The sequence below is a fragment of the Streptomyces sp. NPDC059355 genome (assembly GCF_042752335.1).
In the GTDB taxonomy this organism is placed as follows: Bacteria; Actinomycetota; Actinomycetes; order Streptomycetales; family Streptomycetaceae; genus Streptomyces.
This window is the reverse complement of record NZ_JBHYXN010000074.1, coordinates 1-22,905: the sequence shown is the minus strand read 5'-3', so window position 1 is coordinate 22,905 and position 22,905 is coordinate 1. Positions and strand designations below refer to the sequence as shown.

Sequence of the window (22,905 nt, the reverse complement as noted above, 5' to 3'; positions counted from 1 at the left end):
GGCTCAAGCCGGGCCCACTGGCCGTTCGTCAGATCTCCACGTCCCACAAGACGTGATCATGAACGAACAAGATCCACTTTCGCAACAGACCCTAGTGGTTCAACGACGAGAACGCCGACGGCCAGGACGGCCCCAACAGCCGCCTGCACACCTGACCGGCCCAACCGGCGTGACGTACGGCGGCCCCGGGCGTTGAGCTCGGCGACACGTGTGCCGCCGGCTCACCACCCCGGGCCGGAATTCGTGTGACGGCCCCGCCACCTCGCCCAGCAGCGGGGCCGTCGTCACCTCCCCGACCGCTCTGCGGGAGCACGCTGTGCCTGGATGCCCGGCGGCCTCAGGTCCACACCTCGGGGCCGCCGCCCTCCCACCGGATCGGCCCGTCCTCGGACAGGTCCACATTCTCCAGACCGGCCCGACGCAGAAACTCCGACACATCCCCGGGCCTGAACGCCCGGCCCAGGTCCACGCCGAGCGCGGCACGGTGACCTTGCGCCCGCCCTGCGGCGACACGGGATGAATCACGATCTCCGTCTGATCCGCGCCATGCATCCACAGTGCGACGCCCCGGCCGACACGGCATCCGGAGCTCGCCCCCCGCCACTGCGTTCACGTGCCGCCAGAGCACAGCAGCCCTTGACGCCCTCTCAGAACTCCGGAGGGAAGAGCGTTTGGAGGCGGCCAGCCCGGTTAGACGCGTGGACACCGAAAGCTTCCGCCTGGGGGGTGGGTGCTTCCGGAGCAAACCCTGCCGCATGACGCCCTTCCCCACGGCGCCATGCGGCAGGCCCGCTGGCACGACGGGCTGCCGCCCGGATCCGTACGGCACCCGGACACCCCGCATCCCGGCCCCCTCCCCGGCCGGGACGGGGTGTCCGGCGAGCCCCCGGCGCTGGCGCACGGGGTCGGGGCGTCGCCGCTCTGCGCAGCCTGCAAAGCCCACGGAAGGCGGCAGTACGGGGGCTGAGCGGTGTCCGAGCTCCCACAGCCGCGCGAGCGGGCCCTGGGCATTGCGGAGGAGCGGGGGCTCTCGCCGCGCGGCGCCGGCCGCCAGCCGAGCCTCCCGAGCGGCTGATTGAGCGCGGCATCGGAGTGTGTCGGCTTCCGGTCCGCGTCCACGCCGGAGGCTGCTGGGATGCCCGCAAGCGCTGCACGGCCCATGAGCGTGGACGAGGCGCGGCGGGCGCTGGCCGAGGGCGTGCAAGCCTGCCCGCACTGCCGCCCCGACGCTGTGCTCGGTATGGACTGACTCCGCTGCCGGATGCAGCGACCGACACGCCGGTCTGTTCCCCGACGGCTATGGGGCGGTGCGCTGGCAGTCGGTGCGGTGGGCGAAGGCGCGGTCGGCACGGCGACGGTGGTAGACGACCTCGGGTCGAATGCCAGCAGCGAGCGCGGCTTGGCGCAGTGCGACACCGGGTCGGAGGTTGTCGAAGAACGCTTCCCAAGCGTCGGCGTCGGGCGTCGGGGCTGGTGTGCGCGGGTGGGCGCGGTGGGCGGTGTCCATGGCGGTGGCGAACGCGGGGTCGCGTTTGCGGCGTTGGTAGATCACGGCGGTGGTGATCCCGACCTGGGCCGCGGCGGCGGTGACGGACAGGCCGGCTTCCAGGTGGTCGAGGAAGGTGCGTCGGCGTTGGGGGGTGAAGCGGGGCGCCCGGGCGGGCGCCGGCCTCCCGGCCCCGAGTTCCTTGACGGCATCGCAGGCCCTCGCGAACGCCGGATCGGCTTGGCGCCAGTGGCTGGCCTTGCCGGCACCGTCGAACAGGATCTGCGCGGCCAGGCTCGGGGTGCAGCCCAGAGCGAGGAGGCGCAGGTACTCGGCGCGTTCGGTGATGCTCGCAGCTCCGATACCGTCAGGGTCGGTTCCCGCAAGGAGCAGGGCGAGGGCCGTATCGGTGCGGGCCGCGGTGAACACCACCCGTACCCCGAGGCCTGCGGCTTGCGCGGCGGTGGCAACGTCCTGTCCGTTCCGCAGCCGGTCAAAGAGCGTCGACCGCTTCCGGGCGGACAGAACATCAGGCATGCCCGCACGCTATGGCCACCCCCGCCCGTGCGCCCGATGACAGGCCGGAAAGGCGGCGCGGCCTCTGGCGGCTGTCTGGCACTCGCAGTCCACCGCCGGGTAACCGACAGAGCAACCGTGAAAGCTCGGGCGGCGGCCGCCAGGCGCGCATGCTCCGGACGCAACGGGACGGTACGGCCCACCGCTCGCAGGCGGCCCGCGTCGGCGTAGCGGCCGAGGACCAGGAACTGCGGGCGGGTCAGGGGGCCGGTGACGGCGCCGATGATCGCTTCGGTGGCATCGCGGCGGCGGATCTTGGTCCAGCCACGGTAGTTCGGTGAATATTTTCCGGTCAGAGGCTTAATGACCAAGCCTTCGACGCCTGATACGTCGATCCAGGTCTCCAACCACTCCCGTGCCGTCGCCAAGTCGGTGGTCATCGGGCACAGCGTCCACGGGGCTGCCAGGGCCAGGGCACGTCGGCGGTGAGATGGACATCGGCCGGGCACCTCGACCTCTGCCCCCAAGGCCACTGGAGTCTGGCCCGCTCCCTGTTGGCGCCGCGCCCCGCTGGCATCTATCTACGGCGGGCAGGCCAGCCGCCCAGGTCTCATGCGGCAAGGTCGCCTCGTGGGCACCGGCGTGTGCCGAGCCGACAAACGGGAAGACGCTGGACGGGCCCGAAACTAGCCTCAAATCGAACAATTATACGATCCAACGGTCTGGCGCAGCCACGTATGGCCGCCCCATATGGGCAACGCGGACCGTCGACTGTCATCCGCCGACGTCTGGGCCGGCACACCCGCTGCCGTCTTGGCCCATCTGGCGTCGGCCGCCGCTCAGCTTGGTCGCCACGACCGATCGGAGAGCGCCATGAAACGCATGACCTCGGATCCCGGCCATCTGCTGGGCATCTACCTCAATGACCATTTGGCCGGGGCAGGGGCTGGAATCTCTCTGCTCAAGCGGGTGACACGCGTCCACCGCGGCTCCGACGCCGGGCCACGGCTCGCCTTGCTCACCGAAGAAATCACCCAGGACCGGGCCAGCCTTCGCGAGATCATGACCGTCCTCAACGTTCCCTTGAACCACGTCCGGGCACTGGTGGGCGTCGCCGCCGCGCAGGCGGGCCGGCTGAAGGGCAACGGCAGGGTCCTCGCGCGCTCGCCCCTGAGCGACGTCCTCGAGCTGGAGGCAATCCGGGTGGGCGTGGAAGGCAAGAAGGAGCTCTGGCGGACCCTGCACACCCTGGCCCGCACCGAACCCCGCTTGAACACCGAGGCCCTGGGCCGACTACTGGCACGTGCGGAACGCCAAGCCGGTGTACTGGAGACCCTGCGGCTCGCAGCCGTGGACCGCGCCTTGCGCGGCCGCTCCCCGCGGCTACCGGCTACCGTGCGCCGCAGCGGCCCCCGTGCGGCGAAGGCAGGGTGGGCGTGATGAAAGTCGTGGTGACCGGCGCGACCGGAAACACGGGCACCAGCGTGGTCCGCGCGCTGGCGCTCGATCCAGCGCTGTCCCAGGTAACGGGCGTCGCCCGCCGCCTGCCGGGCCACCAGGTGGAAGGGGTGCGCTGGGAGGTCGCGGACATCGACCCCGGCGGCAGCGACCTCGACGCCCTCTTCCGGGGCATTGACGCCGTGGTGCACCTGGCGTGGAAGTTCCAGCCGACCCACGACCCGGTGGAAACCTGGCGCACGAACGTCCTCGGTTCGGTGCGCGTCTTCGAGGCCTGCGCGCGCACCGGAGTGCACACGTTGGTGCACGCCTCCTCGGTCGGGGCCTACTCTCCCGGCCCCGGGGGCGGGCGGCCGGTGGACGAGTCCTGGCCGACGCACGGCTGGCCCGGGGCTGCCTATACCCGGGAGAAGGCGTACCTGGAGCGGTGACCTGGACGGCTTCCAACTTGCGAATCCGCAGATGCGGGTGGTGCGGATGCGGCCGGGATTCCTTTTCAAGCGGGCGGCCGCCTCGGAGCAGCGGCGGATTTTCGCCGGACCTCTGCTGCCGTGGTGGCTGGTCCGGCCCGGCATGCTCCCCGCCGTGCCCGGCATCCGGGGCCTGCGGTTCCAGGTGCTGCACACCGATGACGCGGCCGACGCATACCGGGCCGCCGTGGTGCGGCCCGTGCGGGGCCCGTTCAACCTGGTTACCGACCCTGTCCTCGACAGCGGGTCAATCGGCAGCCTGCTGAACGCTCGCACGATTCGGCTGCCAGCCTCAGCAGCACGATCCGCGCTTTCCGCCGCCTGGCGCCTGGCGCCTTCACATCGTCCCGGCCGCACCGGGGTTGCTGGACGCGGTGCTGCGGCTGCCGCTTCTCGACGCCGGCCGGGCCCGCGAAGAGCTGGGCTGGATCCCGCGCCACACCTCCACGGAGGCACTCCAGGACTTCTTGGCCGGGCTGCGTGCCGGCGCCGGGGTCGACACGGGACCATTGGCCAGCGCTACCCGTCACTGACCCCAGTCGGTACTCGCCGCGCCGCACGGCCCTGTCGCCTGTGGCGGGGGAACTGTCCGCGCGCGATGGCGAGTTGCACGGAAGAGACGGCTCCCCACAGAGTCCCGACGCTGTCGCTGGCATCTGCGTTCGCGCATCGTCACCCCGCCTCGCAGCGGTTCCCAGCCAGCTCCTGGCAGGTCGAGGGACTACGGCAGGAGGGGGCTCTGTGTGCGGTGTAAGACGCCCCTCGTCGAAGGGGATTTCGACGACAGGATGAGGGGGTAAACATCCGCTACGGTCGATCGCCGTGCTGCAGTGAATCGCAGGTTCTTTTGGTGACGCACTGTGCTTGATCCGGCCCCCTCGGCAGGGAGGCTGGCGGCGTCTGAGCCAGCCATTGGGGGGTCTGGTGGGCTACTCCACCACTCTGATGGGGCGGGTGGGCCCGGACGAGGCAGAGAGTTCGGCGTCCATCGCAGCGCCGTCCTGCTGGTGCCAGACGCGTACGTATCGGGATCGGCGGGCCCAGGCGCCAAGATCGCCGGTGTCGGCGCTGAACTGTTGCCAGGTCGTTCCGCGATCCGTGGGACGCAGTGGCCAGGTGTCCGGCCTTGACGCCCAGACGGTGACGTGCGTGATCCCTGTACCGAGCTGCCGGAAAGGGTCACGCGGGTCGGGGGGCCCGGCCGGGGCCCGCAGCGAGCACAGGCGACCGAGCCCAGGTGGGCGAGCGAGTACGCGGTCGGGTCTTCGCCGTCGTCCCATCTGTCGGGCGGGACTGTGACGGCGGTGCCCTGGTAGTACTCCGCTTCGTACAGGGTGGCTGTGATCCGGGTGTCGGAGTCCTGGGGCACGTCTGCCTCTCACAGGCTCTTACGGGGCCGGCGGCCCCTGGCGCGCAAACGAGGTGCGGTCTGCCCCTCACGGACTCGTCTGTGGGACACCGGTTTGCTATTACGCGGTCGGGATGGCCTGGGGTCTTCTTTCAGTGTGAACGGCTGGTGGTGCGTGGCGCCAGCCCGTGCCGTCCGCAGCGGTCCGGGTAGGAGATGTGGAGGAAGGAGCTGGCTGATATGAGCGGCAAGGAAAAGCTGAAAGCGATAGCCGAGCAGATCGTGGGCAGGGTGGTCCGCAAAACGGCCCACGCCATGGGGCATAAGGCCACGGCGGCGAAAGGCGCCGCTCTGGAAGCGCGCGGAAAGGCCAGGGGCCTCAAGGAGAAGGGCAAGGACAGCTTCGGCTTCTGAGCCCGTGCGGCGTGGTTCTCAGCCGTGCCTCGCCCTGCGGCGGTACGGTCTCGAAAACGGCGGTTCCTTGCGAGCGATAGGGTGTAACACGCGAGGAGGAGGCTGTCATGAGTGAGTCGACTGCTACGACCACCCCCCGCGAACGCTACCGCCGACAGGTGCGTGCCGAAATCAAGCAGCGGGCTCGGGAGCAAATCGCCGCTGCTGGGATTTCGGCGCTCTCCCTCAACAAGATCGCAAAGCAGATGGGCCTCAGTGGGGCAGGGCTGTACCGGTATTTTACGAGCCGGGACGAGTTGCTTGCTGAGTTGGTTCGCGACGCCTATCAGAGTCTGGTCGACACCTTCCGGGCCGTGGCCGGCCGGGGTGAGGGTGATATCGATGGCCTTGCACACGCTCTGCGCGCATGGGCACTCGAGGATCCCCAGCGCTACTTCCTCGTGTATGGCCCACCGGTACCCGGCTACCGGGCACCGGTGGACCTCTCCCTGATCATGGCGGAGATCATGAGCCTGGTCATTGGCGCCTGCGATGTCGCGCCCGGCTTCTCCCCCGGGGCTCCGCACGCCGTCCCCCCTCGCTCCGAGGAGAATCGGGTGCCGGCTTCCTCGATGCGGTTGGCCCTCGCCTTCTGGACGCGGCTGCACGGCATCCTCTCCCTGGAACTCAGCGGGCATCTCTCCGGTATGGGGTTTGATCCCGCCCAGCTCTACGAGAACGAGCTGGAGCTGCTGTCGGCCGGCTGAGCCCTGTCACTGATCGCCGACCGCATGGGGCCTCCTTCCGTCGCCGTGGGCGCGCCGCATGGGATCAATCGCGGGGTGGGAGCAGAGGGCCGAGGGGGCCGAGGTCGAGGTTGAGGTCCTCAAGGGCGTAGCCGTGTTCCGCGCAGAGGTCTGCCAGGGTGTCGTGGAGGGCGAGGAGGGTGGCGCCGAGTTCTTCTTCTTGGTCGTCGGTGAGATCGCCGGAATCGACGCGGCGCAGGGCTTGGCGCTCGATGAGCTGGCGCAGGAGCTCGACCAGGGTGAGAACGAGCTTGAGGAGGTCTTCGCCGACGGTTTCGGCGTCGGTGTCGATGCGCCGGGCGGGGCGGGGGGTCTGGTCCAGGGGGGCGGGGGGCGCCTGGATGAGGCGGAAGGCGTGGGAGAGGCTGTCGCCGGCGTCCGTGAGGGGGCCCGTGCGGGGCTGTGGGGGCGGGGCCGGTTCACGATCCATAGCTGCCTCCGCCGGCCGTGGGGGTGGCAGTGGTCTCGGAACTGACGGAGACGATGAGGGCGCGCAGCGAGATCCGCACGAGGTCGATGTCGGCTATGGACAGGACGATGTCGCCGGTCAGGACGACTCCGCCGCTCAGGAGCCGGTCGAGGAGGTCAACGAGGGCGACCTGGCGGTCGGGCAGGGGCCCGTCGCCTGCGGTGAGGGTCATGGCGGCGGCGGGCTGGCGGCGGGGGCGCCGGGCAGGCTGGAGGTCGGGGCCGGGTTCGGCGGTTCGGGTGGCGGCGTGGCGAAGGAGTAGGGGGCCCACGGGCCGGTGACCTCGATGCGGAGGTCGGGGAAGCGGCGGGCGGCGTCGGCGATGGCTGCCTGAAACTCCTCGGCTTGGTCGTCGGGGATGAGGTAGGCGTCGTTGAGGACGTTCTCCTGGGTGGCGGTGAGGGCGCCGCGCTGGGGTGCGTGGCGTACACGCTGGGTGGTGTGGTGGGCTGCGATGGCGTCGATGGCCTGGGCGGCGTGCTGGGCCTGCTGGTAGACGGCTTCGCGCGTATGGTGTTGGGCTTTGCGGGCTCGCAGGTAAGCCTTTCCGGGGCTGGTGGGCTGGGTGGGGCTGGCCGTTGCCTGTTCGGGGCCGGGGGTGGTGGACGGCGTCAGGTAGATCTTGACGCCGTACTCGGTGTGGGCGCGGAGCTGGTCGAGACGCTGGCTGAAGGCGTGATGCTGGGCGGTCAAGGCTTGGCGGGCGCGGTGGTCGTCCTGATAGACGGTGGCCATGCGCAGGGGCAGTACGGAGGCGCAGGTGGCTATGGCCTGTACGACGTCGTGGTGGGTGCGTGCGACGTATTCGAGCCAGTCGAGGTCTTCGAAGTGGTTCTTGAGGGCGGTTTCGTTGAAGTCGCCTTCTGGTACGTCGGCCGCCACGAAGGCGAGCGGCGTGCCTTCGCCGTCCGAGTGCAGAAGGCGCAGGGGTGCCTGTCCGATGCCGTGCAGGGTGGGGAGGGCCGCGTCGAGGTCGCTGGTCGGCCGGGTGGCGGCGTACACGTAGGTGAGGGCGGGCGCGTTCACGGCGTGCTCCCCCGATGGCGTCGGGCGGCCGGCCTGGTGTGCGTCTCCTGGTCCTCGTCGGCTCTTTCATCGGGTCCGGTCTGTCCGAGTTCCCCGCGGAGGGTTTCGAGTTCGGCGCGCAGGCGCCGGTTTTCCTGCTCGAGGGGGCTTCCGGTGTGCCGGGAGGAAAGGGAGGGGTCGTGTTCCCACCAGTCGATGCCCATCTCCTTGGCCTTGTCGACGGAGGCGATCAGGATGCGGAGTTTGATGGTCAACAGTTCGATGTCAAGGAGGTTGATGCGGATGTCGCCGGCGATGACGATGCCCTTGTCCAGGACTCGTTCGAGGATGTCGGCGAGGCTGGAGGTGGAGGTGGGCCCGTAGGGCATCGGGGCGCGGGAGGCGAAGGAGCCGGGCCGGCCGGGTACGGGTTCGGTCACGGTCGTGCTCCCTCCTGGCGGTCAGGGGCGCTGGTGGTATTCGGTGATCTCGGCCAGCCGGTCGAGCAGTTCGTCCTCCTCTCGGTCGAAGGCGTCCTCGTCGATTTCGCCGCTGAGCAGTTGCTGCTCCAGTTCGGCGAGACGGCGCCAGACGGGGGCCGGATCGTAGTACTCCTCTTCGGCCTTGTCGACGACGCGCTGGGCGACCCAGGTGACGGCGCGTACCGGCGCTACGGGGAGCGTCAGCAGGTAGGTCAGCAGTCCCATGGGTCTGTCCTCCCTTCCCGCCCTGTGGACGGTGTCGGTCATTGGACGAAGCTGTAGGGGGGCAGGGGCCCGGAGAAGCGCAGGTCGATGCCGCTGCCGATCTCGCGGGCGATGTTGGCTTCCGCGACCTGCAGGCTGTCCTTGTGTTCGTCGGGCACCAGGAGGGAGAGGTTGAGGAAGTCGCTTCCCGAGGGCGGGCGGGCAAGGTATTCGCGGGAGAAGGAGATGAGGGTCTCGCTCAGGCCAGCCGCCAGGGCCTCCTGTCGCGCCTGCACCTCGTGGGCGACCATCTCACCCAGGGCGAGTGGCAGGCCCGGATCGCGGTCGCCGCCGCGGATCCGTTCGTTCAGGTCTGCGGCCTCGGGCATGTCCTCCAGAATCTGCTGCAGCAGGGGCGCATCGTTGCTCTGCGATGCCCGTACGTGGTACTCGGCGCATCCCTCCAGGCGCGCCAGGGTGGACAGGTAGCCGTCCGCGTCGGCCTCCAGGGCCTCGCGGATTGAGAGGTCGTCGGCGGCGATATAGCCGAACTGCAACGGTAGAACGGCGCCATCGGCCATCAGTCGCTCCTGGACCGCCTGGTGCGCGGTGAGGTCGCGGCGTTTGGGCCGGATCTCCTCGTCGACGTCGCTGACCACCGCGCACAGCGGCCCGGCGCTGACGGTGCGCAGCGGGGACGGCTCCGTGCCGACGCCGTGAATGCCGTCCATGCGGCACGGGTGATCCTTGGCGGTGATCGAGTACACGTAGAGCGGCATCGGTTACTCCTTCTCCCGCCGTGCGGTGCGCCTGGCAGCCGGGCGCCGCCGCCGGGGCGCCTCCTCCACCTCTTCCTCGTCCTCGTCCTCGTCCGGCTCGTGGGAGGGCTTTCCGGTCAGGGATTCGGTCACGGCTTCGACAGCCCCGCTGAGGGCTCCCTTGCTCTTTCCATGGGCGCCGCCCTCCATCATCTTGCCCATGACATCGGGAAGCTGAGCGGGGGCTTTGCGGCCCGCCTCAAGGTCGAGGCGGTTGCAGGCTTCGGCGAACCGCAGGTAGGTATCGACGCTGGCCACCACAATCCTGGCGTCGATCTTGATGAGTTCGATGCCCACCAAGGAGATGCGGACGAAGACGTCAATGACCAGTCCGCGGTCGAGGATGAGCTCCAGGACGTCGTAAAGGCTGCTCGAGCCGCCCCCCTGCCCGCGCACAACGGGGCTCCCGCCCTGCGGCACCATGGTCATGGGGGCCTCCTTCCGCCAGCCGGACCGTTCTCAGGTCAGCCGGTCGATCATGCCGCGGCTGTAGCGGCGGATGCGTTCGTAGGAGATCAGCTCTCCCTCCTCGTCCAGAGCGACCCGATAGCTGGCCATCACGCTGGTGGTGTCAGGAATGCGCTCCAGCTCCACCACCTCCACCTGCGCCACCCAGCCGTCCTCGGTCGGTTTGAGCGAGGAGACCGAGTCGGGAAAGCGGCCCAGGAGTTCAGCGAGCTGCTCGGCCGCAGCCCGCATCGCAGCCGCCGCGCCCGGCGTTCCGGAGCGGCGCGGAGGCGCACCCCGACGCCGCGCGTTCGTGTCCTGCTCTGCGCTCTCACCAGCAGGCCTCGAAGAGGACCGCCTACGGCGTGCAGGTTCCGCTGCGGCCATACACCACTCCCTTGGGGAGACGGCCTTACAGAAACTAGAATGTCACCAAATGCAGGCATTAGTCCTGTCCTGGGGGCAGGAGCTTTACGAAGCGGTCCAGCAGGACCCCCTCTCTTGGCGGGCAGCGAGGTCGTCGCGATCAGCTGTCCGCGGGCGACACACATGAAGTCCGCACGCGCCCTGCAAAGGGGATGATCATGGAGGACACCACCAAGATCGCACTGGCCGCCGCGGTGGCCGGAGGTTACATACTCGGCAGAACCAAAAAGGGCCGCCTGGCGTTCAGCGTGGCGACCTATCTCGCTGGCCGACGGTTCGGGCTCGAACCCGGACAGCTCCTCAAGGAAGGTGCGTCCCGGCTCAAGGAGATGCCCCAGTTCGCCGACCTGGCTGAGCAGCTGCGCGGCGAGGCGCTGGACGCCGGCCGCCAGGCACTTGCCACGGCGGCCAACCGCAAGCTCGCCGACCTTGCCGGCTCCCTGCACGAACGCACCCTCGAGCTCTCCCGCGGCAACACAGATCACGGTCGAGAGGACGACGAGGAAGAGGAGCAGGAGGAGGACCAGGAGCCGGACGAGGACGAAGAGCCGGACGAGGGCGAGGAAGCCGAGGACTACGCAGAAGAGGACGAGGACGGCTACGCGCCCGAGGACGAAGAAGACCAAGAGGGGCCTGAGCCGGCAGACAACGAGGAAGAACCCGAAGAAGAAGAGCCTGAAGAGGAAGAACCCGAAGAGGGAGAGCCGGAGGAGGAAGAGGAGGAAGACGAAGAGCCTCCCCCACCGCCGCGCCGGACTCGCACCTCTGCCCGCGCGCGCAGCCGCCGAAGCGCCGCGCCCACGCACAAGACCGAGGCCAAGGAACCGGAGGAGGAAGAGGAGGAGCCTCGCCCACCGCGCCAAACCCGCACTGCAACCCGCGCGCGCAGCCGCCGGAGCGCGGCCCCTGCCCACAAGACCAAGGCGAAGGAGCCTGAAGAGGAAGAGGAGGGGGAAGGGTCTCCCCCGCCGCACCGAACTCCTCGCACATCGCATCGCGCCCGCAACGGTCGGAGCGCGACCCCCGCCCGCAAGCCTTCCTCTCGTCCCACTGCGGCGAAGAAGGCCACTCCGTCGAAGGAAACGGCACCCGCGAAGAAGACGGCAGCGAAGAAGTCCGCGCCCGCCAAGAAGACAGCGGCGAAGAAGACAGCGGCGAAGAAGACTGCTGGCAGTAGGTCGGCAGCGCCCGCCAAGAAGACCGCAGCGAAGAAGTCCGCGCCCGCCAAGAAGACAGCGGCGAAGAAGACTGCTGGCAGTAGGTCGGCAGCGCCCGCCAAGAAGAGTGCCGCTGCCCGGACAGCAGCACCGTCCAAGGCAGCTGCAAAGAAGTCCGGCAGCAGCCCACCGCGCAAGACGGCCAGCGGTCAGAGCCCGGCACGCAAGAGCGCTGCCAAGGCCCCCGCCAAGAAGACCGCCAGCCGCAGCCCGGCCCGCAAGACAGCCGCCAAGAAGACGACGGCCCGCAAGCCGTCCACGCGGAGGTAGGTCATGGCAACCTCAGACCACAGCAAGTCATCTGAGTCCTCCTCCGGGATGGACCAGCTGATGAAGGAACTGACCGGGTTCCTCGGTGCCCAGGCCAGCCAGCTTGCCGATAAGGCCACCGACAAGCTCTCCGACCTGACCGACCAGCTCTACGATGTCGCCGACAACGGCGGCTCGCTCTCCGACGTCGCCGGCGTCGGGGGCCGTATTCTGAAGGGCGACTCGCCTCTCAAGGCCTTCGCCGGGCAGAAGTTCGGCAATCTGAAGGACAAGGTCACCGAAGCCTTCGGCGGCGGCAAGGGCAAGGGCCGCAAGAGCGGCGGTGGCAAGCTGATGAACATTGTCGAGGTGCTCGACGTCGGCCTGCCACTGCGTACGGTCTACGACCACTGGACGCAATACGAGGACTTCAGCGGATTCGCTAAAGGCGTCCGCAGCGTCTCCCGCGGGGACGACACCACCAGCGACTGGAAAGTCAAGGTCGGCCCCTCTACCCGCAGCTGGAAGGCCACCGTCCAGGAACAGGTCCCTGACGACCGGATTGCGTGGACGTCCGAGGGCGCCAAGGGCACCACCCGCGGCTGCGTCACCTTCCATGAGCTCGCCCCCTCCCTGACCCGCATCGTCATCGTCGTCGAGTACTACCCCTCGGGACTGTTCGAAAAGACCGGCAACCTGTGGCGGGCCCAGGGCCGCCGCCTGCGCCTGGACCTCAAGAATTTCCTGCGCCACGTCATGCTTACCAACGACGAGCCCGAAGGTTGGCGCGGCGAGATACGCGATGGCGAAGTCGTCCAGACTCACGAAGAAGCCCTCGAGCAGGAACAAGCCCAAGAGGAAGATGAAGTGGGAGAGGGCGAGGGAGACGAGTACGAGGACGAAGAGTCTGGCGAGGAGTACGCAGACGAGGACGAGGAGTCGGAGGACGACCCGGAGGAGGAAGGCATCGAAGACGAGAACGGCCAGTACGACGACGCGGATCTCGAGGATGAGAACGAGGACGGGGACGAGGAAGAAGAGGAGGAGGAACCAGCGCCGCCCAAGCGACGTCGCCGCCGGCAGGCCGCCTAGCGCAGGATGCGGACGTCACGTCATGCGTGAGGGCCGGTGGAGCATCTCCTGTCGGCCCTCATCCCTGCATTGCCTCACGAATCAGCGTCACCCCGAAGCGTCAGTACCTGACTGGTTGTCTTGTCTCGGCCTCGCCGGCCCAGCGCGCGCGTGACGCCTCAGAACGCAGCGGGGACGGGGTCGCTGACGACGCGGACATGCAGTGGAGGCATCATCGGATCGTCCCGATCTGCGTCCCGCCCGCAGACCGGGCGGCTCTCCCCATCGCATCCGTCGGATTCGGGAGAGCGCGAACTGCACATCAGGGACTCAACCAACCACGTGGGAGGATCTCATTGGCATCATCGCCTGGATTCTCATCGGACTGCTGGCGGGCCTCATCGCCAAGCTGCTCCTGCCCGGCAACGATCCGGGCGGCATCATCATCACCATGCTGACCGGCATCGCCGGCGGCCTCCTCGGCGGCTGGCTGGGCAAAGTCATCTTTGGCGTCGACTCGATCGACGCCTTCTTCGACCTCTCCACCTGGATCGCCGCCATCGTCGGATCCCTCATCCTCCTGATCCTCTACCGCCTCCTCACCCGCGGCAAGCACAGCTGATCCTGGCCTACCCCTCCCGCCGGCGCCAGCGCCGAAGCGTCGAGGCTAATGCGGCTCCCCCTCACAGCCGCCGTGGGGCGACAGGATGCCCGCCGAAACGTGGAAGGTATCCCTAGTCCACACGGCGGGCCTTGTGCGAGGACGCGTGCAGGTAGGCACGGGCGGTGAGGTCGCGGCCCGTGGACTGCCGTGCACGTTCCAGCGGTCCGTCGTACAGCTCCTGCAGAACAGGGCCGGTATCGGTGTCCGGGGCGAGCGTGATGTCGAGGTTGGCCTCGGGATGGCGGGACCGGCCAGTCATGCCCGCGCGGGCTTGCTGGACTCCGCGCAGCCGGAGGGTGTCGGCGGCTAGGGCGTCGCTGAGGGCGCCCTCGCGCAGTTCCACTCCGTCCACGGCTGTGGCTGTCCTGTCTCCCACCGTCAGGGGGCCGGGGTGCGGACCGCGGCGTTGCGCAAGCAGCCACCACAGGGCGAGCAGGACGACGATGACCAGGGCTGCGATGACCGCGGGCCACCACCATCCTTCACCGCTCCATCGGGTGCGGTTGGCGTCGCTGAGGACGACGTCGGCCGGGGTGGTAAGGGGCCAGCCATTGGGTGGAGTCATGCGCCAGCTCCGGTAGATGTCGAAGCCACCGGCCAGGATCAGCAGGCCGGTGCCGAGCAGGATGATGCCTGCTGCGGCCAGCAGGGTTCGGTTGACTGCGGACTGCCTGTTCATCGAAATCCCCTTTCCTGCCTCTCCTGGCGCCGCTCACCTGGGGCTACTTGTCGCGGGGGCGTACCCTCACGTCGAGCTGCGGGGGGCGGGCGAGGGCGAGCCGGTCCAGTTGCTCCAGCAGAGCGGCCTGCAGATCCGTCTTGACGTCGGCGGGGGCGCGGAAGCGGACATCCGCGCGTGCCTTGACGCGGTGTTGGAAGAATTTGACCTTGGCGGCGCTGACGCCGGGGACGCGCATCGCGGCGTCCCGCAGCTGGAGTTCCGCGGCTGAGCGGTCCAGTACGGCGTGCATCAGCGGGCCGGGAGTCTGCAGGGGCAGTTGGCGGCGCAGGCCGGGGCTCAGAGCCAGGATGATCAGCCACAGACCGAGGGCGGCGATGACTCCGGCGCCGATTTGAATGACAGTGTCGTCCAGCGGGCGGGTGGCCAGTTCGTCAGCCAGGTGCCTGCGCCACGCTGCGGCTGAGCTGCCTGCGCGGACCCTGACGACGTCGAAGAGAAGGATGCCGGCCGCTGCCCCGACGATCAGCGCTGTGAGCGCCGCGGGTATCCGGCGCGCGGACCACGGGCGCCGCCCCGAACGTGGCCTGGGCGGAGACTTCTCGGTTGGCAGCGCCGCGGTGCGGGAGGTGTCCTCGTCGGTCGCGGTGGGTCGCCCTGTCTGCGCCGGTGCGTCTTGGTTGCGTTCCATGCCGCCGCTCCTTCCCGGTCGCAATGCGCTCCGGTTACTGCACGCGCCGGTGATCCAGGCCGTCGGCGGGAACGAGGCGCTCGATGGCGAGAGTGACCTCGGTGACGCGCATTCCGGTCAGGTCCGCTACTCGCTCGCTCACGTACTGCTGCACCTGGCGGGAGGTTTCGGCGAGGTCGGTCGGGTAGGGCAAGTCCATGCTGAGGCCCAGCCGTGCGGATCCACCGCCGACGGTCGCTGAGGCACGAGGAGCGGTCAGTTCCGCGTGGGCGTCGGTGTGACCGGCCAGCGCCTCCTTCGCAGCACGGGCTGCGATGCGGGCCACCACCTTTTCCGGAATCACAGTGGCGCCGCGTTCGGCCGGGGCGAGGCCTGCTGCCCGGGTGGGGGCAGCTGCCCCAGGCCTGGCAGCAGCGCGCTGCGCTGTCACTGCCGGTCCCGGGATCGGGTGAAGTCGGACAGCGCGAGGTCGCCCTGGAGCATGCGGCCGATGATCAGCCCCACCAGGCCCAGAAATGCCACAAGGAGGAACGCCCAGAAGCCGCCGAAGAAGGCCGCGAAGCCCAGGGCCATGCCGGCGATCAGACCCACCGTTGCTGCGCTCATTGCATTCACCTGATTTCAGATTATTTTCTTCATTTCAGACGGTCGCCTGCAGGATCCGAGGGGTCACTGCACGCGGCCTCCGTCGTCCTCGTCGTCCTCCTCGTCGGGAAGGTGGATGTCGTCGACGGTAATGTTCACTTCGACGACCTCCAGGCCGGTCATGCGCTCCACAGCAGTGATGACGCTATTGCGGACCTCGGCGGCAAGGTCCACGATGGCGAAGCCGTACTCCACGACCACGTCGAGATCGACGGCGGCCTGCCGCTCGCCCACCTCGACCTTCACACCACGTGACACGCTGGGCCGGCCGCCGGACACCTTGTCCGTCACCGCACCCAGCGTGCGGGACATGCCGGATCCGAGACTGTGGATACCTGCCACCTCGCGGGTGGCCATTCCCGCGATCTTCTCAACCACACTGTCGGCGATCGTCGTGCGACCGCGTGTCTCAGGCGCCGTCCCAGCACCGGTCTGACCCGAAAGCGCCCTGCCAGCGGGGCGCGACCCGCTCCCGCCCGCGGCGGGGTTAATGGTGTCCGACATAGGGACCTCCCCAGCAAGTCCGTCCGGGCGCCGCAGCGACGCCCTCATCCTCTTAGACACACCGCCCTGGAATTCCTCACACCGCTCCCAAGCGGCACAGCCGTACCATCGAGGAGTGCGTACGCAGGCCGCGAGGAGAATCTCCGGCAGAAAGCGAGCGGCGGATGCACAACCGGACCACTCACCCTCCCTCGCCCCGCCAGGACCTCCCGGTGCGGCCGGCGCCGCGGTCGATCGCCGTCGCCCCAGCCGACCTGGACGGTGCCGACGACGAACTGGACGACGCCCTGCTCGCGGTACGGGCGTCCGAAGGCGATGAGGAGGCGTTTGCGGTCCTGGTCCGCCGACACAGCGCGCGTCTGCTCGCTCTGGCAGGGCAGCTGCTCGGTAACCGGGCGGACGCCGAGGACGCCGTGCAGGAGGCCTTCATCAGCGCCTGGCGGCAGCTGCCCGAATTCCGGCGCGGCGCGGCCTTCAGCACATGGATGTACCGCATCGTGACCAACCGCTGCTTCAACGTCCTGCGCCGTCGACCCCACCCGGTACCGCTGGACGCCATTGCCGAACCTCCTGCCGCAGACGCCGCCAGCTCACCGCCGCGAACCGCCGAAACGGATGCGGCGACCGCCGCCCTCGTACAAGCACTCGTACACCTTCGCCCGGACCTTCGCGCCTGCTGGGTTCTGCGGGAACTTCACGGCCTTCACTACGACGAGATCGCCCACGTCCTGGGATCCACCGAACAAACAGTGCGCGGAAGACTGGCCCGCGCACGACGCGCTCTGATGGAGGCGATGCGCCCATGGCGCTGAACGACGCGCACCATACCTCGGGCGACGAGCCCGCCATCGTGCACAGCAATAGCGGCGGGGTGCCTCACGACGCCGAGCTCGCTGCCGCGGAGCTGCTGCCCTGTGGACGCTCCCTGGGCCGCGTGTGGGAACAGGCACGAGGCCGGGCCAGGGCCGCAGACCCCCATTACAGCCGATGTCCACAATGCCGCGAAGCCATCGAAGGCCTCATCGCCCTGGAGCGTGCCTCTCGCGCGTTGCGAGCAGAGCAGCAACCCGACAGTCACAGGCTCGCCAACCGGGTTATCAACGCTGTCAGAGCCGAAGTGCGGCTAGGCAGGATACTGCTGCTGGACGATCCCCAAGGCGACCTGCGCATCGCGGAGAGCGCCGCGGCCATAGTGCTGCGCAGGGCCGCGGACACGGTGGCGGGCGCCCGCGTTGCCAGCTGCCGTCTGAGCCCCAACCCTGCCGCTCCTACCGTCCACGCTGTCACCATCACGGTTTCGGCCACGCTCGACCGGCCTCTGCGCGAGGTAGCCGCAGCAGTGCGCAGAGCCGTCCTGTTCACAGCCGAGCACGTCCTCGGTCTCGCCGTCGCTACGGTCGATGTGATGGTCAACGCGGTGCTGGAGCTCCCCCGGGCACTGGACGCCGACGAGCGGGTTGGATAGAGCTAACGATGAGTGCCTCCCACCGCGAAGAAATCCAGCAGATCGCAGCTACTGCAGCCCTCGCCGTCCCCGGCGTCACCGCCCTCCAGTCCACGCTCGCCGATCGACTGGCCCACGCAGCCTCACTCGCGTATCACAGCGTGACGGCGGGAAGCGAAGTGCACCGCGAGGCGAGCCGCATCCGCTGTGAGCACATGCCAGGAGGGGGATGGCGGGTGGAGGTACGCTGCATCCTTCAAGCTGACCACCGCATCGTCGACATCGCGCGCCAAGTCCGTGATGAGGTGGGCACCGCAGTCATCTCGTCCCCATCGCAGCACGGCATCGTCGGGCCCATCTGCATCCTGGTCACCGTGATCCGCACTATCCGGGGAACGACGTAGATCACCGCCGGGTCTGCGGCAGTGCCCGACGCAGCGGCTGGTCAACGTGCACGTCGCCATCCTCGCCCACTACAAGGGCAACCACCCCGTGGGTTCCGGAGGCCTCCGCGACCGAACGCTACGGGGTACGGAGTCGAAACACGGCTTGGCGGCGGGCCATCCGGGAGCCTTTGATCCCTTGGGCGTGCTCCTCGGCCTAAGCGACGGCCTCCCGGAGCTGCCCTTGACCTGGGCCGTCTTGCCCTACGGCCGGCAACCACTCGCTACCGCCCGTGCGGATCTCGGTCATCGCACAAAGAGCTGACGCGAGCGCGTCGACGGCCACTGGGACAGGCAGGGAGGTTTGGCACACAGCGATCCGAGCACGTGGACCAAGAGCCGGAGGAAGACGAAGACGAGGACGGCCAGTACCACGAAGAAGAACCCGAGAACGAAGCAGAAGAGGACAGGAGGAGGAGCCGCCGGCCAGCGCCGACACCAGCAGCCCGGCATAGCGCACAAGGCCGGCCACGTCATGCGTGAGGGCCGGAGGAACCACTCCTGCCAGCCCTCATCCCCGCATTACCTCACGAGCAAATCTCACCTCTAAAGCGTCAGTGCTTGAGTGTGTCTTTGGCCTTCTGAAGGGTCTGCTTGGCATCGCCGAGCGCTTGCTCGCCGCGCCCCTTGGCTTCCAAGCTTTCATTCCCCACAGCCTTGCCAGTCGCTTCCTTCACCTTGCCTTTGGTCGACTTGGTGACATTCTTGACCTTCTTACCCGCACCCATCCCACTCACCTCCGCGCCACGATCGCGTGCCGCGTAAATCTGTTTAGCCCCTACCCGAACAACCGCTAACTACGCATAACGGACTGGACGAGGCGGGCACACCGCCACCAGACCCACCCAGCCAGACCCCACAAAAGACGTTCAGACCGTGTGGCACGGCCTTGGCTTCTCCCGTGAAGGGAGCGTTGTCGATGGGGGGTGTCGGGCGGGCGGTGCCGGCCGGATCGGGGAAGTGGCCAGCATCGCGGTCCGGTCAGCCCGGCCAGGTACCCGTCAGACGGCGTATGGCTGCGGCCCCCGACCGGTCGACCGAGGCCTTGACCACGGCGAAGATCGCACCCTGGATGGCCGCGGCGAGCAGGATCTGCTTCCAGGTCCGATCCTCGTCGGTGGCGTGGGGAGCATCGCCCTCGCCTTCAAGGATCTTCCACGCCTGTTTGAAGGCGGCGCCTGCGATCACACCGCTGAGGGCACCCAGGGCCAGCCCGACAGGCTTGTAGGCGATCTTGGATGCCTTCATCGGCGACGTCCCCGGCTGCGGCGGACCAGCAGGAGGACAGCTACGGCGGCTCCGACCACCAGGAGCGCGGTGCGGTTGGCGCGTGCAGCCGTCGCTGCCTGACCTGCCTTCTCAAGAAGCGGGTCGGGCGTCTTGTCCGTCGTGTACTGGCCCGCCCTGGCCGCACCCTCCCGTACCTGTGCCGCGGCCTGCGCGGTCTTCTCCAGGAGCGGGTCGGGGGTCTTGTCCTTCACCAGCTGGGCGGCGTGCCCCGCCTTCTCGCGGATCTGGTCGGCGACCAGCGCTGCCTTCTCGGCGGCCTGGCCCTTGACGACGGCTGTCTTCTCCTTGGCCTGGGCCCTGATGTCGGCCTTCGCAGCGAGGGCCTCGACGGTCCGGCCGAGCTCGTCGCGCGTGTGCTCGACCTGATCGCGCAGTTCGGCGGAGCCGGGGCTGGCAGGGGTGGGGGCGGGGGTGCCGATGTTGGTTCGGGCGTCGTCGTTCATCGGTGTGCCTTCTCCTTGATCTCGGCCAGGTCGGCCTTGACGCTGTCGATGGTCTGCTCGGGAGCCGGATTACCGGCCAGGGCCATCTGCTTCCTTCCGGCCAGGGCGGTACCGCTTGCCACGATCCCCAGAACCGCGGTGATGATGAGGGCGGACCCCCACACGGGCAGAACCACCGCGAGAGCGGCGATACACGTTGCCGTCAGGGCCTGGAGTGCCAGGAAGCCGATGATTCCTGTGGCGCCGAAGAGGCCGCCGCCCTTCCCGTAGCGCTTGCCCTTCTGAGTCATCTCCGCCCGGGCCAGCTGCATCTCCTCACGCACCAGCTCGGAAATCTGCTGCGAAGCGCGTGAAACAAGGACGCCCACCGAGTCGTCGGTCCCGTGGGGCTGCCGCTCTACCGTGCTCATGATGGGGACACCTTTCCTTTCTTCAATCTGCTGGAACGGGCGACACGTCGGTCAGGTGCTCTGCTCAGCACTGGTGGTGTCCTGGATGGGGGCGGTGGCGCTGCGCTTGACCGAGTCGATCCCGTTCAGGGTTTGGACGGTCACATCCCTCACGGCGCAACTACCCCGCAACCGCCCCGTCACCCGTGTCGCAACCAGCGTTGTGCGGAAGGTGGCTCGACAGCAGACCGGGGGCCGACCTCAAACGGCCACGGCCTGCTGGGCCGCGCCCTTGGTCGGCGATCGCAAGCAGCGCCGGAGCGGCCGTGCCCTGCTGGTCTCGCGGCGAGGCGCCGTTCATCGGTGGTTCAGTGCTCCATGCGGCGGCGGTCGCCGTCGCTCCAGGCCCGGGTGTCGCGCGGCTCGACGTAAGGTTCCGCGCCCTCGGGCAGTCCGCCGGCGATCGCGCGCTGCCGGACCATTTCCGCATCGAACTCCAGCCCGAGGAGGATTGCGAGGTTGGTGATCCACAGCCACACGAGAAAGACGATCACGCCTGCGAGGGTGCCGTACGTCTTGTTGTAGGAGGCGAAGTTCGCGACGTAGAACGCGAAGCCTGCCGAGGCGGCCATCCAGATCGCCAGCGCCACGAGGCTGCCCGGCGTCACCCACTTGAAGCCGCGGCCCTTCGCGTTCGGGGCAGCCCAGTAGAGAATCGCGATCATGGTGGTGACGAGGAGGACCAGCACCGGCCACTTCGCGATCGACCACACGGTCAGGGCGGCGTCCCCGATCCCCAGGGCCGCGCCCGCCTGCCGGGCGAGAGAGCCGGAGAAGACGACGATGAGCGCGCTGGCGCAAGCCAAGACCATCAGCGTGACGGTGAGAGCCAGGCGAAGCGGCAGGACCCTCCACACCGGTCGTCCTTCGGGCATGTCGTAGACAGCGTTCGAGGTGCGGATGAACGCGGCAATGTAGCCGGACGCCGACCACACGGCGACAACGAGACCGACGACCGCCAGGAGCGATCCGACGCCGGAGCGGCCCTGGAGCTGCTGCACGGCGTCAGTGATCACGTTCCTTGCCGAGCCGGGTGCCAGTTTCTGCAGGTTGTCCAAGACCTGCTTCGTCGCGGACTCCCCCGCGATGCCCAGCAGGGACACCAGCACGAGCAGGGCGGGGAAGAGTGCGAGAACCCCGTAGTAGGTCAGCGCCGCCGCCCGGTCGGCGAGCTCGTCGTCCTTGAACTCCTTCACAGTGCCGCGCAGCACGGCCTTCCACGACCGCTTGGGCAGCTCAGTGGGCCGGTCGGGTGCCCGCTCCTCCACCTGCGGGTCCGGGCCAGGTGTGCTCTCGTGGCCGGCATCCCCGCGATCGTTGTCTGCGTCTGGTCCTGGCTTCGGTGTGCGTGTCATACCCTGCGCCTTTCCATCGCGGCGCCACTCATGTCCGGCAGGGCACGCGAGAACCAGGGCCTTGCCCACGGGGGCGCATGGATTGCCCCACGTCTCGGCGGTGGCCGCCCGCCGCCCCTGCCCTCGGCGCGACACCAGGAAACGGGAGCCGTCACGGCCCGGGCCCCAGTGCCGGCTTCTACAGCCAGCCGTTGCGGCGGAATGCACGGTAGAGGGCGCCCGCGGCGAGCGCCATGAGACCCACGGCGAGCGGGTAGCCGTAGGTCCAGCCGAGTTCCGGCATGTGCTCGAAGTTCATGCCGTAGACGCCCGCGACCATCGTGGGGATCGCGAAGATCGCCGCCCACGCGGAGATGCGTCGCATGTCGTCGTTCTGCCAGGTGCCCACGCGGGCCTGCTGCGCGCCGAGGACGGAGTCCAGCAGTTCGTCCAGGGTCCGCACCTCGATGTCCGTGCGGTGCAGGTGATCGGCGACGTCGCGGATGTACGGTGCGATCTTCCGCTGGTGGCCCTCCTCGCCCGGGCCGCCGGACAGGAGGCCTTGGAGCACCGGAACGAGCGGCTGCACGGCATCACGGAACTCGCGCACTTCCCGCTTGAGGGAGTAGATGTTCTCGGTGTGGTCGACGCGGGAAGTCGAGAACACCTCGTCTTCGAGTCGGTTGAGCGTGGCGCGCACACTTCGGGCGGCGTCGCTGTAGGCGTCGACGGCCACGTCCAGCACGGCGTGCAGCACCCCCCAGGGGCCGTGGCTCAGCATGTCAGGATCGGCGTCCAGCCGGCGGGAAGCCTCGGCGCAGGGGTCGATCATTCCGTGGCTCACGGTGAGTACGCTGCGGTGTCCTACGAAGATCATGATGTCGCCGGTCTCCACCGCCGTTTCCTCTTCCACATACCGGAGGGTCTTGAGCGCGACGGCCAGGACGTCGCCGAACCGCTCTCGCTTCGGACGCTGCCGCCCGTGGAGCGCGTCCTCGACGGCCAGCGGGTGCAGGCCCAATTCCTCGGCCAGCTGAACCAGTTCGCCTTCCGAGGGGTCTGCCAGTCGGACCCAGGCGAACTCCCCTTCACCCAAGCCCCGCAGCCGCTTGAGGACAGACCGACAGGCGTCGTCCGGCAGCTCGCACTCCACACGCTCCGACCGGCCCGAACCCTGGTCGTACATGACACATTCCATCTCTCGCGCATGCTTCACCAGACCCATATCATGCGCCTGTAGCCGGCTCACGTCCCGCGCTCGCCATGTGGCGGGAGACACCGGAGCAAGGTCGTGTGGGCGCGCAGACGCGGGTAATGGGCAACCCCATGAACACGTCAATTGACTCCTCCCCCTCCTGAAGGACCCCGTTGCTGATCTCCCAAATCTCCCCTCACACCCAGCACGGAAGCGGGATGGTGGGGTGGAGGATCGAGTGCATTGGTGGTGATGTTCC

General features: G+C 68.6%; 30 protein-coding genes and 1 pseudogene. 11 read left to right on the top strand and 20 right to left on the bottom strand.

Annotated features, from left to right (window positions below; all coding sequences use genetic code 11):
• Nucleotides 1–1,135: 1,135 nt before the first annotated feature.
• Nucleotides 1,136–1,249: a DUF6233 domain-containing protein gene (locus ACFXGI_RS37560; RefSeq protein ID WP_384717211.1), complete on the top strand. Its 114-nt coding sequence runs from the start codon at nt 1,136–1,138 to the stop codon at nt 1,247–1,249.
• Between the two features lie 48 nt (nt 1,250–1,297).
• Here the strand turns inward: ACFXGI_RS37560 and ACFXGI_RS37555 are convergent, their stop codons facing one another.
• Entirely contained in the window at nt 1,298–2,023 is a 726-nt protein-coding gene (locus tag ACFXGI_RS37555; protein WP_384717208.1) for a hypothetical protein, read from the bottom strand.
• Between the two features lie 852 nt (nt 2,024–2,875).
• Between ACFXGI_RS37555 and ACFXGI_RS37550 the strand changes: the two genes are divergently transcribed.
• From ACFXGI_RS37550 to ACFXGI_RS37535, 4 genes and pseudogenes are all read left to right on the top strand, one after another.
• A complete protein-coding gene (locus ACFXGI_RS37550) occupies nt 2,876–3,442 on the top strand; it encodes a hypothetical protein (RefSeq protein ID WP_384717205.1) in 567 nt (188 codons plus the stop codon).
• Nucleotides 3,442–4,463: pseudogene (locus tag ACFXGI_RS37545) on the top strand (NAD-dependent epimerase/dehydratase family protein). The gene ACFXGI_RS37550 and the pseudogene ACFXGI_RS37545 overlap by 1 nt, the downstream one beginning before the upstream one ends.
• A 1,055-nt stretch (nt 4,464–5,518) precedes the next feature.
• Entirely contained in the window at nt 5,519–5,692 is a 174-nt protein-coding gene (locus ACFXGI_RS37540) for a hypothetical protein (RefSeq protein ID WP_384717202.1), read from the top strand.
• Nucleotides 5,693–5,799: 107 nt separating this feature from the next.
• A complete protein-coding gene (locus ACFXGI_RS37535) occupies nt 5,800–6,438 on the top strand; it encodes a TetR/AcrR family transcriptional regulator (RefSeq protein WP_384717199.1) in 639 nt (212 codons plus the stop codon).
• Between the two features lie 64 nt (nt 6,439–6,502).
• Here the strand turns inward: ACFXGI_RS37535 and ACFXGI_RS37530 are convergent, their stop codons facing one another.
• The 8 genes from ACFXGI_RS37530 to ACFXGI_RS37495 are packed head-to-tail and all read right to left on the bottom strand — an operon-like array spanning nt 6,503 to nt 10,289.
• A complete protein-coding gene (locus tag ACFXGI_RS37530) occupies nt 6,503–6,907 on the bottom strand; it encodes a gas vesicle protein K (protein WP_384717196.1) in 405 nt (134 codons plus the stop codon).
• Complete coding sequence (locus ACFXGI_RS37525; RefSeq protein ID WP_384717193.1) at nt 6,897–7,118, bottom strand: gas vesicle protein; 222 nt, start codon at nt 7,116–7,118, stop codon at nt 6,897–6,899. Before ACFXGI_RS37525 ends, ACFXGI_RS37530 begins: the two co-directional genes overlap by 11 nt.
• Nucleotides 7,115–7,972 (bottom strand): GvpL/GvpF family gas vesicle protein, encoded by an 858-nt coding sequence (locus ACFXGI_RS37520; RefSeq protein ID WP_384717189.1) that lies wholly within the window; start codon nt 7,970–7,972, stop codon nt 7,115–7,117. The genes ACFXGI_RS37525 and ACFXGI_RS37520 overlap by 4 nt, the downstream gene beginning before the upstream one ends.
• On the bottom strand, nt 7,969–8,391 hold the full coding sequence (locus tag ACFXGI_RS37515; protein ID WP_384717186.1) for a gas vesicle protein: 423 nt from the start codon (nt 8,389–8,391) through the stop codon (nt 7,969–7,971). The genes ACFXGI_RS37520 and ACFXGI_RS37515 overlap by 4 nt, the downstream gene beginning before the upstream one ends.
• A gap of 21 nt (nt 8,392–8,412) precedes the next feature.
• Nucleotides 8,413–8,658 (bottom strand): gas vesicle protein GvpG, encoded by a 246-nt coding sequence (locus ACFXGI_RS37510; RefSeq protein WP_384717183.1) that lies wholly within the window; start codon nt 8,656–8,658, stop codon nt 8,413–8,415.
• Nucleotides 8,659–8,696: 38 nt separating this feature from the next.
• A complete protein-coding gene (locus tag ACFXGI_RS37505; RefSeq protein WP_384717180.1) occupies nt 8,697–9,416 on the bottom strand; it encodes a GvpL/GvpF family gas vesicle protein in 720 nt (239 codons plus the stop codon).
• Between the two features lie 3 nt (nt 9,417–9,419).
• Nucleotides 9,420–9,884, bottom strand: coding sequence for a gas vesicle structural protein GvpA (locus ACFXGI_RS37500; protein ID WP_384717177.1), 465 nt, complete (start codon nt 9,882–9,884; stop codon nt 9,420–9,422).
• 30 nt (nt 9,885–9,914) lie between these two features.
• Nucleotides 9,915–10,289, bottom strand: coding sequence for a gas vesicle protein (locus ACFXGI_RS37495; protein WP_384717174.1), 375 nt, complete (start codon nt 10,287–10,289; stop codon nt 9,915–9,917).
• A 197-nt stretch (nt 10,290–10,486) separates the two neighbouring features.
• On the opposite strand from ACFXGI_RS37495, the gene ACFXGI_RS37490 reads away from it, so the two are divergent.
• From ACFXGI_RS37490 to ACFXGI_RS37480, 3 genes are all read left to right on the top strand, one after another.
• A complete protein-coding gene (locus ACFXGI_RS37490; protein WP_384717171.1) occupies nt 10,487–11,815 on the top strand; it encodes a histone protein in 1,329 nt (442 codons plus the stop codon).
• 3 nt (nt 11,816–11,818) lie between these two features.
• Complete coding sequence (locus ACFXGI_RS37485; RefSeq protein WP_384717168.1) at nt 11,819–12,886, top strand: SRPBCC family protein; 1,068 nt, start codon at nt 11,819–11,821, stop codon at nt 12,884–12,886.
• A 334-nt stretch (nt 12,887–13,220) separates the two neighbouring features.
• Nucleotides 13,221–13,487 carry a GlsB/YeaQ/YmgE family stress response membrane protein gene (locus tag ACFXGI_RS37480; protein WP_384717214.1) on the top strand — a complete coding sequence of 89 codons (267 nt, stop codon included), beginning with the start codon at nt 13,221–13,223 and terminating at the stop codon, nt 13,485–13,487.
• Between the two features lie 112 nt (nt 13,488–13,599).
• On the opposite strand, the gene ACFXGI_RS37475 is transcribed toward ACFXGI_RS37480, so the two are convergent.
• From ACFXGI_RS37475 to ACFXGI_RS37455, 5 genes are all read right to left on the bottom strand, one after another.
• Nucleotides 13,600–14,208, bottom strand: coding sequence for an alkaline shock response membrane anchor protein AmaP (locus ACFXGI_RS37475; RefSeq protein ID WP_384717165.1), 609 nt, complete (start codon nt 14,206–14,208; stop codon nt 13,600–13,602).
• Between the two features lie 43 nt (nt 14,209–14,251).
• The gene (locus ACFXGI_RS37470) at nt 14,252–14,899 is read right to left on the bottom strand and encodes a DUF6286 domain-containing protein (protein WP_384717162.1); all 648 of its coding nucleotides are present in this window, start codon (nt 14,897–14,899) and stop codon (nt 14,252–14,254) included.
• A gap of 34 nt (nt 14,900–14,933) precedes the next feature.
• Nucleotides 14,934–15,242: a hypothetical protein gene (locus tag ACFXGI_RS37465; protein WP_384717159.1), complete on the bottom strand. Its 309-nt coding sequence runs from the start codon at nt 15,240–15,242 to the stop codon at nt 14,934–14,936.
• Nucleotides 15,243–15,325: 83 nt separating this feature from the next.
• Nucleotides 15,326–15,505, bottom strand: coding sequence for a DUF2273 domain-containing protein (locus ACFXGI_RS37460; RefSeq protein ID WP_384717156.1), 180 nt, complete (start codon nt 15,503–15,505; stop codon nt 15,326–15,328).
• A gap of 63 nt (nt 15,506–15,568) precedes the next feature.
• Nucleotides 15,569–16,048, bottom strand: coding sequence for an Asp23/Gls24 family envelope stress response protein (locus ACFXGI_RS37455; RefSeq protein WP_384717153.1), 480 nt, complete (start codon nt 16,046–16,048; stop codon nt 15,569–15,571).
• Between the two features lie 212 nt (nt 16,049–16,260).
• On the opposite strand from ACFXGI_RS37455, the gene ACFXGI_RS37450 reads away from it, so the two are divergent.
• Genes ACFXGI_RS37450 through ACFXGI_RS37440 form a run of 3 tightly spaced genes read left to right on the top strand, consistent with a single transcriptional unit; the run spans nt 16,261 to nt 17,896 of the window.
• Nucleotides 16,261–16,860, top strand: coding sequence for an RNA polymerase sigma factor (locus ACFXGI_RS37450; RefSeq protein WP_384717150.1), 600 nt, complete (start codon nt 16,261–16,263; stop codon nt 16,858–16,860).
• Nucleotides 16,851–17,513: a hypothetical protein gene (locus ACFXGI_RS37445; protein ID WP_384717147.1), complete on the top strand. Its 663-nt coding sequence runs from the start codon at nt 16,851–16,853 to the stop codon at nt 17,511–17,513. Before ACFXGI_RS37450 ends, ACFXGI_RS37445 begins: the two co-directional genes overlap by 10 nt.
• Nucleotides 17,514–17,521: 8 nt before the next feature.
• A complete protein-coding gene (locus ACFXGI_RS37440) occupies nt 17,522–17,896 on the top strand; it encodes a hypothetical protein (protein WP_384717144.1) in 375 nt (124 codons plus the stop codon).
• Nucleotides 17,897–18,489: 593 nt separating this feature from the next.
• On the opposite strand, the gene ACFXGI_RS37435 is transcribed toward ACFXGI_RS37440, so the two are convergent.
• The 6 genes from ACFXGI_RS37435 to ACFXGI_RS37410 all read right to left on the bottom strand — a co-directional run bounded on the left by ACFXGI_RS37435 (nt 18,490) and on the right by ACFXGI_RS37410 (nt 22,637).
• Nucleotides 18,490–18,663 carry a CsbD family protein gene (locus ACFXGI_RS37435; protein WP_384717142.1) on the bottom strand — a complete coding sequence of 58 codons (174 nt, stop codon included), beginning with the start codon at nt 18,661–18,663 and terminating at the stop codon, nt 18,490–18,492.
• 253 nt (nt 18,664–18,916) lie between these two features.
• Nucleotides 18,917–19,183, bottom strand: coding sequence for a DUF4235 domain-containing protein (locus ACFXGI_RS37430; RefSeq protein WP_384717139.1), 267 nt, complete (start codon nt 19,181–19,183; stop codon nt 18,917–18,919).
• On the bottom strand, nt 19,180–19,668 hold the full coding sequence (locus ACFXGI_RS37425) for a DUF3618 domain-containing protein (protein ID WP_384717136.1): 489 nt from the start codon (nt 19,666–19,668) through the stop codon (nt 19,180–19,182). The genes ACFXGI_RS37430 and ACFXGI_RS37425 overlap by 4 nt, the downstream gene beginning before the upstream one ends.
• Nucleotides 19,665–20,078: a phage holin family protein gene (locus ACFXGI_RS37420; protein WP_384717133.1), complete on the bottom strand. Its 414-nt coding sequence runs from the start codon at nt 20,076–20,078 to the stop codon at nt 19,665–19,667. The genes ACFXGI_RS37425 and ACFXGI_RS37420 overlap by 4 nt, the downstream gene beginning before the upstream one ends.
• Nucleotides 20,079–20,425: 347 nt before the next feature.
• Complete coding sequence (locus ACFXGI_RS37415) at nt 20,426–21,472, bottom strand: YihY/virulence factor BrkB family protein (RefSeq protein WP_384717130.1); 1,047 nt, start codon at nt 21,470–21,472, stop codon at nt 20,426–20,428.
• Between the two features lie 178 nt (nt 21,473–21,650).
• A complete protein-coding gene (locus ACFXGI_RS37410) occupies nt 21,651–22,637 on the bottom strand; it encodes a magnesium and cobalt transport protein CorA (protein ID WP_384717127.1) in 987 nt (328 codons plus the stop codon).
• Nucleotides 22,638–22,905: the final 268 nt, after the last annotated feature.

Bases quoted from the DNA above. Each gene is read 5' to 3' on its own strand.
- ACFXGI_RS37550 (WP_384717205.1), top strand. From the start codon at position 2,876: ATGAAACGCATGACCTCGGATCCCGGCCATCTGCTGGGCATCTACCTC.
- ACFXGI_RS37505 (WP_384717180.1), bottom strand. From the start codon at position 9,416: ATGCCGCTCTACGTGTACTCGATCACCGCCAAGGATCACCCGTGCCGC.
- ACFXGI_RS37460 (WP_384717156.1), bottom strand. From the start codon at position 15,505: ATGAGCGCAGCAACGGTGGGTCTGATCGCCGGCATGGCCCTGGGCTTC.
- ACFXGI_RS37535 (WP_384717199.1), top strand. From the start codon at position 5,800: ATGAGTGAGTCGACTGCTACGACCACCCCCCGCGAACGCTACCGCCGA.
- ACFXGI_RS37425 (WP_384717136.1), bottom strand. From the start codon at position 19,668: ATGAACGACGACGCCCGAACCAACATCGGCACCCCCGCCCCCACCCCT.
- ACFXGI_RS37415 (WP_384717130.1), bottom strand. From the start codon at position 21,472: ATGACACGCACACCGAAGCCAGGACCAGACGCAGACAACGATCGCGGG.
- ACFXGI_RS37455 (WP_384717153.1), bottom strand. From the start codon at position 16,048: ATGTCGGACACCATTAACCCCGCCGCGGGCGGGAGCGGGTCGCGCCCC.
- ACFXGI_RS37410 (WP_384717127.1), bottom strand. From the start codon at position 22,637: ATGTACGACCAGGGTTCGGGCCGGTCGGAGCGTGTGGAGTGCGAGCTG.
- ACFXGI_RS37430 (WP_384717139.1), bottom strand. From the start codon at position 19,183: ATGAAGGCATCCAAGATCGCCTACAAGCCTGTCGGGCTGGCCCTGGGT.
- ACFXGI_RS37530 (WP_384717196.1), bottom strand. From the start codon at position 6,907: ATGGATCGTGAACCGGCCCCGCCCCCACAGCCCCGCACGGGCCCCCTC.
- ACFXGI_RS37445 (WP_384717147.1), top strand. From the start codon at position 16,851: ATGGCGCTGAACGACGCGCACCATACCTCGGGCGACGAGCCCGCCATC.
- ACFXGI_RS37470 (WP_384717162.1), bottom strand. From the start codon at position 14,899: ATGGAACGCAACCAAGACGCACCGGCGCAGACAGGGCGACCCACCGCG.
- ACFXGI_RS37555 (WP_384717208.1), bottom strand. From the start codon at position 2,023: ATGCCTGATGTTCTGTCCGCCCGGAAGCGGTCGACGCTCTTTGACCGG.
- ACFXGI_RS37495 (WP_384717174.1), bottom strand. From the start codon at position 10,289: ATGGCCGCAGCGGAACCTGCACGCCGTAGGCGGTCCTCTTCGAGGCCT.
- ACFXGI_RS37540 (WP_384717202.1), top strand. From the start codon at position 5,519: ATGAGCGGCAAGGAAAAGCTGAAAGCGATAGCCGAGCAGATCGTGGGC.
- ACFXGI_RS37525 (WP_384717193.1), bottom strand. From the start codon at position 7,118: ATGACCCTCACCGCAGGCGACGGGCCCCTGCCCGACCGCCAGGTCGCC.
- ACFXGI_RS37510 (WP_384717183.1), bottom strand. From the start codon at position 8,658: ATGGGACTGCTGACCTACCTGCTGACGCTCCCCGTAGCGCCGGTACGC.
- ACFXGI_RS37475 (WP_384717165.1), bottom strand. From the start codon at position 14,208: ATGAACAGGCAGTCCGCAGTCAACCGAACCCTGCTGGCCGCAGCAGGC.
- ACFXGI_RS37485 (WP_384717168.1), top strand. From the start codon at position 11,819: ATGGCAACCTCAGACCACAGCAAGTCATCTGAGTCCTCCTCCGGGATG.
- ACFXGI_RS37440 (WP_384717144.1), top strand. From the start codon at position 17,522: ATGAGTGCCTCCCACCGCGAAGAAATCCAGCAGATCGCAGCTACTGCA.
- ACFXGI_RS37490 (WP_384717171.1), top strand. From the start codon at position 10,487: ATGGAGGACACCACCAAGATCGCACTGGCCGCCGCGGTGGCCGGAGGT.
- ACFXGI_RS37435 (WP_384717142.1), bottom strand. From the start codon at position 18,663: ATGGGTGCGGGTAAGAAGGTCAAGAATGTCACCAAGTCGACCAAAGGC.
- ACFXGI_RS37560 (WP_384717211.1), top strand. From the start codon at position 1,136: ATGCCCGCAAGCGCTGCACGGCCCATGAGCGTGGACGAGGCGCGGCGG.
- ACFXGI_RS37420 (WP_384717133.1), bottom strand. From the start codon at position 20,078: ATGAGCACGGTAGAGCGGCAGCCCCACGGGACCGACGACTCGGTGGGC.
- ACFXGI_RS37500 (WP_384717177.1), bottom strand. From the start codon at position 9,884: ATGACCATGGTGCCGCAGGGCGGGAGCCCCGTTGTGCGCGGGCAGGGG.